12 protein-coding genes are annotated in these 14777 nt (G+C 54.3%); all 12 read right to left on the bottom strand.

Features of this window, described 5'->3' with window-relative positions:
• Window positions 1-6: 6 nt before the first annotated feature.
• From WFO70_RS04340 to WFO70_RS04285, 12 genes are read right to left on the bottom strand one after another with little or no spacing between them, the layout of a single operon-like run.
• On the bottom strand, window positions 7-780 hold the full coding sequence (locus WFO70_RS04340; protein ID WP_337014815.1) for a hypothetical protein: 774 nt from the start codon (window positions 778-780) through the stop codon (window positions 7-9).
• Window positions 777-1547, bottom strand: coding sequence for a Tox-REase-5 domain-containing protein (locus WFO70_RS04335; RefSeq protein ID WP_337014814.1), 771 nt, complete (start codon window positions 1545-1547; stop codon window positions 777-779). Before WFO70_RS04335 ends, WFO70_RS04340 begins: the two co-directional genes overlap by 4 nt.
• On the bottom strand, window positions 1547-1891 hold the full coding sequence (locus WFO70_RS04330) for a hypothetical protein (protein ID WP_337014813.1): 345 nt from the start codon (window positions 1889-1891) through the stop codon (window positions 1547-1549). The genes WFO70_RS04335 and WFO70_RS04330 overlap by 1 nt, the downstream gene beginning before the upstream one ends.
• Window positions 1885-2388, bottom strand: a complete 504-nt coding sequence (locus tag WFO70_RS04325; RefSeq protein ID WP_337014812.1) for a DUF4123 domain-containing protein — start codon at window positions 2386-2388, stop codon at window positions 1885-1887. Before WFO70_RS04325 ends, WFO70_RS04330 begins: the two co-directional genes overlap by 7 nt.
• Window positions 2385-4706: a type VI secretion system Vgr family protein gene (locus WFO70_RS04320; RefSeq protein ID WP_337014811.1), complete on the bottom strand. Its 2322-nt coding sequence runs from the start codon at window positions 4704-4706 to the stop codon at window positions 2385-2387. Before WFO70_RS04320 ends, WFO70_RS04325 begins: the two co-directional genes overlap by 4 nt.
• Before the next feature lie 4 nt (window positions 4707-4710).
• The gene (tssJ, locus tag WFO70_RS04315) at window positions 4711-5235 is read right to left on the bottom strand and encodes a type VI secretion system lipoprotein TssJ (RefSeq protein WP_337014810.1); all 525 of its coding nucleotides are present in this window, start codon (window positions 5233-5235) and stop codon (window positions 4711-4713) included.
• Between the two features lie 35 nt (window positions 5236-5270).
• Window positions 5271-6353, bottom strand: a complete 1083-nt coding sequence (gene tssG / locus WFO70_RS04310) for a type VI secretion system baseplate subunit TssG (RefSeq protein WP_337014809.1) — start codon at window positions 6351-6353, stop codon at window positions 5271-5273.
• On the bottom strand, window positions 6317-8086 hold the full coding sequence (gene tssF, locus WFO70_RS04305; RefSeq protein ID WP_337014808.1) for a type VI secretion system baseplate subunit TssF: 1770 nt from the start codon (window positions 8084-8086) through the stop codon (window positions 6317-6319). Before tssF ends, tssG begins: the two co-directional genes overlap by 37 nt.
• 31 nt (window positions 8087-8117) lie before the next feature.
• Window positions 8118-9725, bottom strand: coding sequence for a type VI secretion system protein TssA (gene tssA, locus WFO70_RS04300; RefSeq protein WP_337014807.1), 1608 nt, complete (start codon window positions 9723-9725; stop codon window positions 8118-8120).
• A gap of 19 nt (window positions 9726-9744) precedes the next feature.
• Window positions 9745-13116: an ImcF-related family protein gene (locus WFO70_RS04295; RefSeq protein WP_337014806.1), complete on the bottom strand. Its 3372-nt coding sequence runs from the start codon at window positions 13114-13116 to the stop codon at window positions 9745-9747.
• Entirely contained in the window at window positions 13109-14314 is a 1206-nt protein-coding gene (locus WFO70_RS04290; protein WP_337014805.1) for a hypothetical protein, read from the bottom strand. The genes WFO70_RS04295 and WFO70_RS04290 overlap by 8 nt, the downstream gene beginning before the upstream one ends.
• 2 nt (window positions 14315-14316) lie before the next feature.
• Window positions 14317-14580 (bottom strand): PAAR domain-containing protein, encoded by a 264-nt coding sequence (locus WFO70_RS04285; RefSeq protein WP_337014804.1) that lies wholly within the window; start codon window positions 14578-14580, stop codon window positions 14317-14319.
• Between the last annotated feature and the right edge of the window lie 197 nt (window positions 14581-14777).

Below are 14777 nucleotides of genomic sequence, written 5' to 3'. Positions count from 1 at the left end.
TCAGAATTAAAGCTCTGTCATCAGTGGCAACAAGCCAAGATCCAGAAGCTTAATTTCAATATCGTTAGCTTTGCCTATGTGTTCTTTGTTATTTCCATCAAATATTTGTTCCGTGGAAACAACGATTGTTCCAATCTGTTTACCACCCTTTCGGACAGGAACAACTCTGGCAGCATCTGGAATCAAGTCAGGTAAAATAATGGCAGGCATGAATAACATCCACCCGCAAGATATCCTGTCAGGAAATACTTTTTTATATACTTCATCGTATCCATTTTCTTTAGGGATTATTTCGGTAAAACTATAACCACCAGATTCCACACAAGAATAAGTACAGCCTTCGGATGAATGTAACAAAAAAGTTAAAAAATCAATCATTTTTTCAGCGTTAATACTTGTTTGATTCAACTCTACAGAAAAACTGACAACCAAGCTTAGAGGATTTTTCCTGCGGTGAGTACTTGAATATGACTGATAACAATCCACTCCTGCACTATCTTCATCAGACCCACCATCCCAAATACCAGCGGTCCAATTCGGATAGTCTTTTTTATACTCATTCTCCCAACGGCTAAGAACATCTTCGGATAGCCCATCCTCAGTGAATATTTTGTATTGCAGGGCCTGCTTTCTTGAATATCCTTGTTCGTACCATGATCTTTTAGTCCCTAAAAGTTCATCTAATTGTTTGGTAACTCCTTGAAAAAGAGTTGCAAGTTCTACTGGTTTTATTGATTCACAGCGGTCAAACTCATGTTCTATTCTGAAATCTAACTTCATGGCTGATACCTTACAATTATGTCTTTAAATCCAATAAATATCCTTTGAAAGTAGGCAAAGCTAATCGGTTGCATAAAAATCCAAACCACTTTTAATGGTTGATTTATTGTTGCAACAGCCTGATGTCGGGCAGCCTGTTTCACTGCACTCCTATCACCTTTCCACCAATGTTTTTTTTGTCGAGAGCTAATCAAAAATTGATCATACCGCGCTTTGGCCTCCCAGAACTGGCAAAGTTTATTTTTCCACCCATCAAACGATACACCGCAGTATTTAAACTCCTGGATCTGCTGCGTTTCCGGATTATAAAATGTACCGCAGATACGCGTCTGGTAGCTGATTGTCACCATACTCCATCGCGAACAACGCCTGATCATCGGCATCACCTTCCCTTCCGGAGGGCAGTTCTCACAGGTTTTTTCATCCGTCTTCGCCTGTGCTCCTGCTCTGGTATCGACGCCCTCATAACTTACCGTTTCTGAGTAATCCATATCATCTTCCCAGAAATCACCGTGCGTCTCTGCACTGACCGCCATGGGGTCATTCAGTATCGGATCATACTGTTTTCCCTGATAATCAAATCCCCCCAGGCTCCGGGACTGCGCATTTCCTGAACCTGGATATGACATATTCTCATCTTCCCAGCCGCCACGGCTGCCTCCTGCTCCGGGAAATGTTGCTGTTCCGGTTGAACCTCCAGCCACACCGACACTTCCGGTTGCAGCCCCGCCCATTCCCCCTGTCACCACCGGTGGGATCATAACCATCAGAGTCCCCTCCTTTCCCTGTTTATCATCACATGCATATAATCTTCAACCCGCTGATCAACTGAATAACCATTCGGGGTTCTCAGCCATTTATCCACTTCGGGCTTCAGATAAAAACCCGGCCAGAACGCTTCCAGAAACAAAAAATCTCGCTTCACATTCTTTTCTTTCAGCGGAAGAGTATTGGCATGATCCAGTGCCTTTCTCAGGCGAACATGGAACGTGCCATCCGGTTCGTTAATCCCAGGAAATTTCCTCTTCAGTCTTTGCGCGGTATCGCGAACAAAATCATCATCTTCCATTTTGTCCACACCGGCACACTGCTCTTCAGACAGCTTCAGCATATGAATTCCCTTTGTTTAAATGACCATACTTTCCCGTTCACTGTTGTCAGCCATTCACGCATTAAACCTGTCATTTCCCGGTGCTGCTGACTGTTCAGCATCGTCCCCAGACGAACCTGAACACGCGGATCCTGAAAACGCAGTAAAGCAGCCTGTCCGTCCGGAAGTCCTGTGTTCATATATCTCTGTAAATGCGCAACCAGTTCCTCCGGCGGGGAGTCTGACACTATCCAGGACACGCCGGGTAATGCGATTTCCAGAGCTTCCAGTTGCTCCCTCATTGCCATTGTTTCATTCATCCTGATTAGCCACGGTCCGGCAAAGGCAATACGCGAATCCGGCCAGGTATCAAATAAGGGCAAACAAACATCCTGTTTTATTTTCAGTTCATAACCGGTGAAGCGCTCATACTGCAGGCCATCAACTAAAGCAAACACTGAGACGTCTGATGAATGAATCAGGAACTGCATTGCGAGGCAAAAGCTGACACTGCTCATGATTCACCTCTTACAACAAAAGTGTCACCATTCATCGCCGCTTTCATCAGACAACTGAGGCAGATACCGCCACCCGTTGTCGCCTTAACTGGTATTGATGCAGCACCCGCCGCCATCGTCCGCTTCACTTTGCGTATATACGTCGCTGTCGTGCCGTACTCAACCCTTCCCGCCTCAAGTCGCAGGTAACTCCCGCCGCCAATCAGCGTGATGCGTTTCTTACCGGCAAACGAGATGTCACTCGCCGAGCTCAGTGTCATTTTCTTCTCCGCGAACAGACGCATACTGGCGTTCTGCGCCTGCACTTCTACCGGTCCCTCTCCGGACTTCAGACTCAACTGGCCGGTGCGGGCAAACAGACCGAGCTTTTCTCCAGCGAGGGCGGTCATGTTACCCATGACGCCAGCACTGAAATCGCCTCCGGCATTCATGGCAACGTTTTTTGTGGCTGTCATCTGCATATGCTCCCCGCTGGTCAGGGCCACGCCTTCAGGTGCCGAGAACAGCACGGCTTCATTGAGCGGTTTCAGCCGCTGCTCAAACATCGCTATCTGGCTGTCAACATCCGCCTTCAGCGCCTGCGCCTGCTCCGCCGCGATTTCCAGCTGCTGCAGTTGCTGGTTAAGCCGGTCGATTTCCTTCAGCACGGCGCTCATATCCAGCGCCTCACCCTGTGCTTTCGCCTGCGCATCCGCGCTGACAAACAGCCCCTTCCCGGCTCTCAGGGTTCCCCACTCATCGGTGCGCAGCTCTGTGCCCTTACCGCGCAGCTGGCCTTTGCTGTCCACCAGATTCCCGCTGTTAAGCTGTGTCTTACCATACTCCGTCGCGAGCTTGATATGCTCCTCACCGCGCCTGTCTTCCATCCGCAGCTTGTTGTTCGCGGGCGTGCGCAGCACGTTGCGGGTGTGGTTGTCGCGGGCGACATGGTCCGGGTGCTCAGAGTCGTGCAGCGCATACGCGATGTACGGCAGGTCGATATCACCGTTGCTGTACGCTATCGCCACTTCGGTGCCGTCGATGAGCGGCGTGTGCCAGCCCAGCGTTTCACCGGCATAAGGTTTCGCCATCCGCAGCCACAGGTAGCCGTAGCCCGGCGCTGTTCCTTCCCGGTCGAAATCCAGCTTCACCCGGTAGCGCCCCTGCTCATCCAGGTGAGCGTAGATATCGTTTTTCTCCCGGCTCTCAATCCGCGCCGGAAGCGTACCCGGGATGACCGGACGCGGCAGTTCCGCCGGGCGGAAACAGTAACGTTCGGTGTAAGGCATTCCCCAGGCCGACACGTGCAGACGAGAATCACGGGCCCCCCGAAAGGTCACGAGCGTTAGGATAACGCCCTCTTTCAGGGCCGTAATGACATCGCCCTGCGGCTCCAGCACCTGCCCGGGCGTCAGACCGGAAGCATTGCTGAACAGGTGAATGCGGGCCGACCTGTTGAGCTCCCGCTCATGGTGAATTCGGGCGTAGAACGCGCCGGATTCGGTTTCCGGCTCCGGGTTCGCGTCATCACCCGCTTCACGATACGGTGCCGCGTAGCGGTAATGCTCCCCGGTGGTGACCGCATCATTACGCACGCTGACCGTCGAATCCATCGGCGCACTGGCAGTCCGGTAGTTGTAATCCCGCGTGGCGACGGTGCCGGTGGCAACGTTGTGCCAGGTCCGCACATCCCAGACCGATTCTGCCGCGCCGTCGAACAGGCCCGATGGCTCGCTGTACGGCAGGCGCACATCAAACTGGTAGTTCAGCTGGCTGTCGGCCAGGATGTACACATCCAGTTCGCGGGTGTCATCCATTTCCGTGCGCCAGTAAATTCCCACCTCAGACAGAATGCGCTGGATGAACTGCAGGTCCGTTTCCTGCCACTGGGTGATAATTTCACGCGACGGGTAGGTGCGCTCCAGTCTGAATTCAAAATCAGGCCCCTCCAGCCCGTGTTTGCGCAGCACCTGCTCCACCACCTCCGGGACGGACTGGTTCTGAAATACGGCGCACTGCCGGGTGTATCCCAGGAGCGCCAGGCGGGAACTGAGCGTGAGGCGGTAGTGGGACTGGTCCTTTGATGTGGACAGCCATTCCAGGCAGGTCACTATGCCGTGGACATTTTTGCCGCTTCGCATTCGCAACGACGCATATTTCATCAGCACCTGTTCCGGGGCAATGTTCGCCTGCGGCGTGGTGAACTCGATGTCCCATCTGAATGGCCTGCTCAGCGCTTCCCTGCCGCGAAAGCGCAAAACATCCGGTTTCACTGTGCTGTCATTGATATCCAGAAAATAGCGCGTCTGTCCGTCAAAAAGCGCTGACCAGTTATCCATCACGTCACTCCTTTACCGGCACAAGTCTGAGCCAGCCATCACCCAGCTCAATAGTGCGGGGGTTGTCCGGATCGAGGTCATCACGCGTCAATACCAGACGCCAGCGGTTGTCTTGCAGATCAGGTCGGTTAAACAACCCCGCCACAGCCACGAACTGAGCGTCTTCATCCATGGGCACGTTGAGCGTCACGCTACCGTTGGGCATCACCAGCAGCTCTTTTGATGCCAGCACGTCGTCCTTAAGTGCCTTATCGGCGTTGCGCAGCAGCGTCTGGTAATCGGTGGCATCAACCGCTTTACGATCCCTGAGCTGATAAACCCGCACCATTGTCGCCAGTGGCGTCTGCGCGCCATCGGCGTTAATGGCCGTGCGCGGGGTAAAATCAAGATGCAGCGTTTTAATTTTCTTGTAGAAGAGGGATTTTGTGATGCTGACCGTACCGTCCGTGACGGTCTGGGTCAGACCGCAGCCTGCGAGCAGACCGCAGGCAATAAGCGTCAGCGCCCGACAGCGGGTTACTGTTGCCATTCAAAAGTTCCTTTATTGAGAGTGGGTGTACGTGATTATTCGAAGCGGTAATGGGCGTCTTCAGCAGGGGTTAATGCAGAACATTGCAGCCCTTCATAGCAGCCCAGGATGACGGTCAGACTATCCCGGCCATTGCTAAGCTTGCCTGCTTTCAGGCCCAGCAAACCGGTACGGCCCAGTTGGATACGCCTACCTTTGCCAAGGCGAGGCTCAGGCAATAACCGCACGGGTACAGTGAGACGCAGTCGGGTGTCACTGCGGTAGCCGAGATAGACACGCAGCAGAACCAGCAAATCGGTATGGAGGACACCACCGGGTAACCAGCCTTCCGCCTCGCACGGATCCTCTGTTTGCAGCGTCATCAGTACCCGGCTGCATGCTTCCTTTGCCGTTTTACCCAGCGTGGCTCGCTGCGAAAGGCGGATACGGCTTCCGGCCCCCAGCCCATTGCGATTATCGATATGGACCTTAACCGGATCGGGTTCGGTGATTATTGCCCGGGTATTCGGCGCCAGCAGGCTCACCAGGGCCCGAATGCCTTCGGCATTACGGGTGGGTAATCGCATGGTGCCCAGCAGAGCCAGGAAACGGGAAACCGGCGTGGCTACTTGCTCCGCCGTGCCAGGTATACCGAGTCCCACCAGCCCCAACAGACACTGTGATGTGGCATCGCGACCACCAGCCTCGAAGGTCGCCGGATACGCGTATTTTCGCCAGATCCGGTAATACTGCGTGGTGATCCGGTGGCTGAAAATGTCCAGAAACGAAGTGATCGCCTCGTGTCCTTCACGGCGCTGCGCAATGTCATCCAGGTAGGACGTCGGCAGAGGGGAGTCCACCCCATACATCCCGAGAAATGTCGTGCGGACAGTTGGTGGTAATGACGGATGGTCTTCGTCGATCTCAACCGTTTTCAGGGTACTGACCGGGAAGCCCATACCTGGCCAGGGCCTGAATCGTATCGGATCGTCGCCCGGATAACTGGTGGAACCTAGTTTAGGTGCGTCCGGATTTTCCTGTTCCAGCATTTGGCAGAATCGATAGAAATTGGCTCGCCAGATATCTTTGTTAAGAGCCAGCGTCAGCCCGGTACGTGCTGGCTGTGATTCTCGCGCCATCTCAGTCGTTTCCCTGTAGGTTGCAGCACCAGCGTGAGCTGGTTAAAGAGGTGAATATCGGCATAGAGCGCGAAGAACCGGTGCAGCATCTCACCGAACAGGTTCACGTCGCCCTCGCCTGCAAAGTTGTCCATATTCAGCGTGACCTCGATATCCACACCCCGTAACATAAAGCCTTTCTCAAAGCGGCGGACCAGCGTGTGTTTCACTGCAACGATGGCTTCAAGGCGACGTCGGTTCATCTCATCATCAGTCCAGTCGTAAAGCGCCAGCGTTCCGCGCAGCACTTCCGGATTATCCATCATGCTGAGGAAGTTTGAGCCAAGATGGCTCATGACTCGCCAGTGGAACCGATCATTAGCCGGGGGATAAAGGGGCATCGTGGGAGCCGTGACGTTGAGTATCCTGACCGGAACCTTGCCTGCTTTAACCACCCTGTCCAGGAGGGTACTTTCCAGAGCTTTACGCGGCAGTTGGCCGTTAGTGCCGGTGATCCGCATTGAGAGGGATTCCGGTTTTTCAGACAACTGATCCAGCTCGAATGAACGTCCGCCGAGGATAAGCCATGTGTCATAGAGACCGGATGCGCCGCGCTTCACACGCGTGTGATAGTAACGCTCTGGCGCATCGTGGCGCATCATGCCACCCCGGTGCCGGAAGCTGGCGAACGGGACATACTGGTGCTTACCGAGTTTCACCGCACCATGGATATTATCCACGCTGTAAATCTCGGTGTGCCCGTCCTGAAGGCGCAGCGGCCGTAGGAGGTACTCATTCTCCAGCGGACTGAGCGTCAGTGGGTCCGCCTCAAGCGTGAAGAGGTTGATCACCGGTGCACAGTGCAGGCGAAAATTATCCGTCTCAAACGGCAGATCGGGTGACCATGCTTCGCTGAGCACCATGTCTACCTCAAACCAGCTACTGGCCGCAGTAAGCCCTATAGCGTCGAGACCGCACAGTTCCACAAACATAAACTTCGGACGGAAACTGAAGTACTCCAGTAGCAGTTGGTAGCCGCTAAAAGCCGTGTCACTTTTCTTCCACAGGCCGTCATGGTCATCAAAGCCCATCGGCCTGCACCAGCCATCAAACTTATGACGTTCAGTTCCGGTTTCGGCGTGACGGGCATATATCGCGTGTACATGGCGAGTCATCGCCAGATGCAAGGCTGAGCTGACCGGGCTTTCGGCATTGAGAAAAAGGGCGACTTTCTCGAGTCCGGCCTTGCTCCAGTCAACTTTTTCCGGGCATTCAAAACGCAGGCGAATGGCAGAACGCCCGTCCGTTTCGGTATGCAGATGCACGCGGGTAAGGTGCAGGGGCTGTAAGGGAACATCTCGCGTGGTACGGTACTGACAGACGGTTTTGTGCGGCCCTACAGGGCGCGACAACACCGAAAACCCTTCAGCCAGCGTTTCTGCCTGCCGGAGGTTCCGCCAGTCTGGCATAAACTCAACGATGGCAAGCGAAGGAATAGTCCGCATGTAGTGCGGCCATAACAGACTAACCAGCCCTTCGGTCAGCTCCGGCAGATCGTCATCGAGCTTTTCACGCAGCCGGCCCATCAGGAAGGCAAAGCCTTCGAACAGACGCTCAACGTAGGGATCACGCGCACCGGGTTTATCCAGGTTGAGCATCGCCGCGCGATCCGGGTGGGCCCGGGCAAATTCTTTACCCGCTTCGCGCAAATAGCGCATTTCGGCCTCGTAATAACGCAGTGTTAGGTCATCCATGTACGGTCGTCCTGATTGTTAACAATATATTTTAGCCACACAGCACCATGGCCCGGGCCGGGTCGATGGCAATCAGCCCCGCCAGCAGCGCATCCATCTCGGGCATCAGCCGCGTTTTATCGGACTCGCTGCGGCTGGCTTTCATGCGCAGAAGCTTCAGGCGGCGGGCCTGGACTTCGAACAGAAGGCCCGGCTCCCAATCCCCCAACGTCATTCGCGGGGCGGAAGTCGTCAGCTCTCCCAGCAGATGCAGCGCCATGTCGTTGCGACCATACTGCTCGGCTACTCTGGCCATCAGCAGACGAACCAGCCAGCGCTGACGCGGGGTATCCATTCCTGGTCGAGACTGGAGCCAGGCGAGCACGGCTTCTGGCCCTTCCCTGTCCCCCTTTTCCATCGCTTCGGCTTCCAGCGACAACACGTCGTTTTCGTGTCCGGGGGGAAGTTTGACCGGCTCACTGCCAAATGACAGTCCCTCCTCATTCACCTTTTCTGCTATCCAGCCCGTGGTCACTTCATCGGCAAACGGGGTACCATCATTCCATACCAGACCGTCAAGTCCTGGCAGACGTTTGAGGAGCAGCCGGAGATCCAACAGGATTGATTCCGCCAGGTTCTCCCACGGCTGCCCAGCATGGCTGAGCCCCTGCCACAGATACCATTGGAGATCGAGCCAAAAATGGTTCACCGCTTCGCAGTACATCTGGCTGGCCTGCTCGACCAGCTCAGTCCAGTTTTTCTGCAGATACAGACGCTTAAGCTGCGCCCTGTACTCAGGTTTAGGGGGAAGCAAACGGGTACGGCCAACACTGTCCAGCGGCGGAATCTGATCGACCGTATCCCAGCGAATGGTTTTCATCAGCCGGTGAGAGGCCAGCCATCCCTGCGGTTGCTCACCCAGCCAGCCGGAAAGTAATTTTGCCTGATCGAGCAAATCACGCCCGGACTTCACAGCGGTCAGCTGTGGCGACGGAGAAAGGATGGCGTCGCGCCCGGTTTCCTGCGCGCTGCTGTTCTGGGGGATCAGTGCATCCACCCCGCCAGATCGCGCCAGGCGGTTTTCCAGTGCGCAACAGAGACCTGCAAAGGCAGGTTTTTCATTTTCAGCCCACCCGGCAACGCGTTTTGCCAGAAGGCTAATGGCTCCCGCAGTCAGACCGGCATCATCCCGCTCCACTTCTGGCCAGAGCGAAAGCGTATCCTGGATCTTTGTACCATTGAGCCATTCCAGGGCGGCCTTTCGCGCATTAGCGCGCAGCGGATGACAATGTTGGCCATAGCGGGAAATCATTGCGATCAGCAGTAACAGCCCTTCTGCCAGACCTTTCTCACCGTCGCGGCTCAGCCGGGCCAGGGTATACCAGGTAACGACGCGGATATCCTTGGCGGTTTCGCAGAGTAGCTTTTCCGCCAGCGTACAGAGCAGGTCTGGATCGGTTCCCGAGAGCTTATTGATCTCTTCGCGCATCAGCTGGAAATTGTCGTCATAAGCCGGATCATCGCCCGCTTCCGTTTCGGGATTGATGGGCTTTAACCAGTTATCCCACAGTGACAGGGCACTCGAGGCTTTTTCGATAAGTTGCTGCTGTTCTTCCTGATTTGTGGTGCATGCCGATAACAGGGCTTCCGGTGAACTCATATTATTCCTTATCTCATCATTATTCGGCGTCTTGAGCGCTGGCCGCGACCGTGAATATGGCGTCAGGCAGCGTAAATCCCTGAAGCTTCAATAGGGCGAGCGGACCGTCGCCCAGCTCGCTGCGCATCACAAACTTCAGGGGATTACCGTCCGCCGCTATCCACACCAGCTGCGTTCGGCTTGCGTCAAGTGGCGTGATCTGGGCTTTATCCAGTAGCCGAATGAATCCCCAGTTCCCCTGGTTACTGTCATAGAGCTGCATCCCGCTGTTAACGCTGCGCCAGCGGAGGTTCACCCCCGGGTAGTACGTGTTTCCCGGCCAGGTAAAGCTCTGCCAGCTTTCCATCTGATTAAAAAAGTCCAGATTTTGCTCGTCTACTGTGAGCTGCATGCGGGCCACATCACGGGAAGGACGCGCCATCAGTTCGAAGTGAATATTCGCATCACCTTGGGCAAAAACGATGTCCGACAGTTCAGCTAACTGGTTGATTGCCCGCAGGAAGTCAGGGTTCACTTCCATCCCCTGACTTGCTGAAGGATCAACCACCCAGCGGTTCCCTTCCTGGTGAAGAATGCCGCCAAGGCTGGTTTTCAGAAACGTAGCAATGCGTCCAGAATCGCTGCGCAGGAACTGCGCCAGCAGAGGCAGTGAAGCATCACTGCCGGTGGCTTTAAACGGATAGCGACTGGCAAAGGCTTTGTTCCATTGATCGACAATGGTCGTTTGCCACCGGGTATTAAGACTTCCCGCCGCCGGAGCCAGTACCTGCCGCCAGGCCAGATCCAGCGGCTGCACAAACAGCGACTGACCGAATCCATTCCACTCCTGCCCCAGGCTCGCCGCCACCAGGCTGCTGTAATCACGCGTGTCGGTCAGATCGACAGCCTTGCCCTGGAAGACCGTCTGGGCCAGCATCTGAGACATCGCCTGAGGATCCGGCGCGCTGGTGACCTGCTGAAGTTTGAGTCGCACCTGCGTCACGCGGGCAAGCCACGACTGGAAGCTCAGGTTACCGTTACGTCCGGTGCCTTCTTTTCCCTCCATAAATCCCGTCAGCGGGCCAAACACGTCATCCAGCGGTCCTTTCGGCCCCCGCGCCTGTTCGATGAACTGTCGGGCATATTTTTTTCGGCCAACCAGTTTTTTCGCCGAATCCACTATCGAATCCGCCAGCGCTTCGCCCTTCTCTCCCGTGCTGCCCTGGTAGTTAAGGGTGTTCATTAGCGCCACCAGCGGCGACTGGCGAACATCGCCGATCAAATTGAGTTGAGCTATGGCTTCTGACAGCGAGGTTGCATCCTGCCACTGAATACTGTTGACCATATTCAGCCAGGCATTGCCAAAATCGGTAAAGTATCGTTCGGTCAGCCGGGCTTTCAGGGCTTCAGGTGCGATATCGCTCCCTGGCTGACGTGTTTTATCCGTCAGTACCCAGTCGATCTCATCCCGGCGGGTTTTGACCACGTCGTTAATCGCATCCTGTACCTGTTCTTCCCAGGCCTGGCGGGTAAACATCCCAGGCACTACTTCGTCCGTGCTGAAAACCGTCGAAGCATCTGTGTCGCCGGTCATATCCGCCAGCGTTAAATCCGGCCAGTTACTGGCCACACGCTTCAGCATGTCCTGATACAGCCCGGACTCAGCATTGCGTTGGCCAATCTGTTTGAGCAGGATCTGTCGCACGGTCGTGACAAGTTCAGCATCGGGCTTAATTTTCCATTCAGGATGCTCCGGAAGGTTCTGGGCATAAAAGCCCAGCAGTTTTGGGGCAAGTTGATGCCAGGCACCTTCCGGTACACCCTGACGCTTCGGCCACGCCTTCAGCACACTTTTCGCCAGCCATCCGGCATCTACTTTGTCTGGCCGGGCCAGCATTAGATAGCTTTTCAGCACATCGTAAGCCCGTTGTGTTCCCTGCGCGCGGGCGTCACTGGCTGGTGGGAGTTGCACATAGATGTTCAGTTGCTGCTTAAGGTGTGCTGCGGTGGCATCACGCATTAACAGGGCATTGTTGCGGGCATATAACGGCCAGAACGCCGCCAGCGTGTCGCGGTCCTGATTAAGTCCAAAGCGGGTGTACCAGGGTGCACCGGTCGTCTCTCGGTTCTGCAGCCGGGCAATGGCCTGCTGGAGCACGAGTTGGTTACGCAGACGTTCAGTCAACGGTTGTTTTGTATCGGCGGCAAGACGGGCGGTACTCTGCGCCTGGTAAATCTGCGCCCGGTTGACGGCGAGAGACACGAACGTTCCGGTCCCCCAGAGGATAATCAAGGTAAGCAGCAGCAAATGCAGCCCCTTAAGCCAGTCGAAGGTCAATTTTCTGGCGCGCACGGCGGTACAGTCATCAATAACGGTTTTCCAGCCAGACGTATCGATCCGGGTATTAGGCACCGAACCGGCAACCGCCAGTTCAGGACTGAACATCATTCCCCGCAAACGGTATGCCGCCGTTCCCTGCATCAGCCCATTCAACAGCACGTTCAGACCAGCTTTCAGCTCGCCCTGTAGGTGGGAGGAAAGTTGCAGCAACCAGTTGTGCTGCGGATTATTGAGCACCTGAGACATCCCGGCCTGACGTAAATGCGGTATCAACGTATCCAGTGTAGCGAATGCATTCTGCGGGGTGGCGCCGGGACCGAACAGCGCGCCGGTGGCTACCGGTTCACTCTTATCATCGGTAGCCGTTTCTTTGTCGGTCAGCCATAACCAGACGGGAGCCTGCCAGCCCAGGAGATGATCGGCCTTCTGGCGACAACGTAAGAAGGCGTCACGCTCAGCGTCGGTTGGTAACGCTGAGGTGTTTATTACCTGGATGATGCCGTCAACGGGTTTACGCGAACGCAGGTATTTTACCTGAGTCAGGAAAAGTTCATCCGGCTGTGACTGCGCATCGCCACCATAGATAAGCACATTGCCGTCACCTTCCTGCCAGAGATCGCAGGAGAGCCCTGGAGCCACCTTATGAATCTCATCTTTATTTCCCATAACGAGCAGTATCCTGACCTGACGCTGCCAGCGACGGCCGTACCGCAGGCGAAGATGCTCTGCTACCGGTTCATGCTGGAAAACAGGCTCACTGTCATCCTCTGCCCCTGCAATAACCTGCGCTACAGGGGTGATAATCTGCTTTTTATTCTGATTCCATTGGAGGTACAGACCTGATTTACCCGCAAAATCGAATGCCCTTTCGACCAGCCAGCCCAGGAGTAACAATGCCGCCACCAGCACCGCACAAAATGAGAGGATCCGTTGTCCGTCATATGGACCCAACCCAGTGGACGACGCCACATTTTCCGGAAAGGCATAAAACAAAAATGCAACGATGACTGTCAGGAAAAAAATGACAGTAACAACAGAGCCGATGAGTGTTTTGACTTTGACCTTAGACATTCCCTGATGATCCCTTGCGAACTTCTTTAGTGATTATGGTGACCCAGACATCATCTTCATCTGAGGCAGGCTGCGCCGCGATAACCTGCGGGCCATTGTCGTTACAGGCAGCAGAAGCAAGAATAATGGCAAGCCATGGCGCAGCACGCCTGGCATATCCCAGCGCAATATCAATACTGCGGTTATCTTTCGACAAACTGAATGCCACCCCATTATTCTCACAGGCCATATTCCAGCCACTTCCGCTGGCTATCGCTGGGCCTGTATGCCAGCCTGCCTTCAATGTCTCAGCGCTTGTTGCAGCCCATAACAGCGCCCGATTTAGGGTTTTTTCAAGCCCGGCTTCCTGCCCCTTTTCAGGACGATGGAGACACACAGCCTCAGGCCAGGCGACAGCCTTTCGGTTGCTGAGTACCAGCATCGTGATGGCATCGGCATCTCCTTCATCTGGTTGCGCTGGCAACGAAAACGTCACTGCCACAAAAATGCCCGGTTGCTCCCAACACTGGTCGAGCCAGACATCAAATGCCGCCAGGTCTTTGCCAGCCAGAAGCCTGAAAAAGCGTCCAGTTTGGGCTGAGAGTTCATTTCTAAAGTGTTCAGCAACCCTGGGGCGAATATCATCGTCACAGTCCAGCATGAGACAGCAGGGAATATCTTTTGGGAGCCTTTCCGTTATCTTCTGTATCCGGGCGACAAGTGTTGACGTAGAAGAGATGATTTCTGCATCTGGATCAGTCTGGAAGGCGTTCAAAGCTGCATACCTGACAGCAGAAACACTCCCCCGAGGGGTTGAAATCTGTACCGCTGGGGTAGAGTTCGCTACAGCTTTAATCAGTACACTCGTTTTATTTCCGGCAATATGCTGAACGCAGGTACCCAGTATCCACGCACAGCGCTGACCCCGCTGAATTTCACTCTCAATCAAAAGCTCACGCTCTACATTGCGGGATTCCGCTCCAGTCTGTTCCGCCTTATAGGCGAACCGGCGAAGCCCAAAAATAAGCCCCCATGAGCAGAATGGCAGACCCAGTGCAGTAAACCAGAATACAAACCCCGTACGCTCAGAGGTCCATCCCCAGAGCGTCAGGGTAATACCAGCCAGCATTATGAACGCCAGGAATAGTAACCAGCGGCGGGTATTTGGCCGTACAACTTTTTCAGCCTTTTCAGGAATGGCATCCAGCCAGACGGGCATAATCAGGCAACCTTTGCAGGAGTAAAAGAACTTATCAATGTGCAGCCACACCCACATCTATGCCCATGAAAGGCAACCGGGATCCCGTTATCAAGATAATTTGGGTTGCCTTCGATGATAGTTGTTGGACCATGTCCCGGAATTGGGCAGGAAACCTTATCGCCTTTGCGGGCAACACCGATACCGCCGAATTTCATCGTTTCGGAAGCGGTCATTACTGAACCACCGTGAGTAGTTTTGTCGCCTTTTCGAATTATTTGCTGCATTTACAACCTCAGTAATTAATTGTTAAAAAAAAAATAACAACACATCAATCGACTATGTCGCAAAAAAAATTGGTATCCACACTTATTCTTCGTAAGCTTTTTAAAACTTCAAAATGAGATAATGAAAAAGCCATTATTTGAAGATGGCATCCTGGTAATAATCACTTCACATCTCGCTAATATTAGCGTTCGATTTA

The sequence above is a fragment of the Leclercia sp. AS011 genome, assembly GCF_037152535.1.
GTDB lineage: Bacteria > Pseudomonadota > Gammaproteobacteria > Enterobacterales > Enterobacteriaceae > Enterobacter.
Note: the sequence above shows the minus strand (reverse complement) of the source record. Positions and strands in the feature narration are given on the sequence as shown.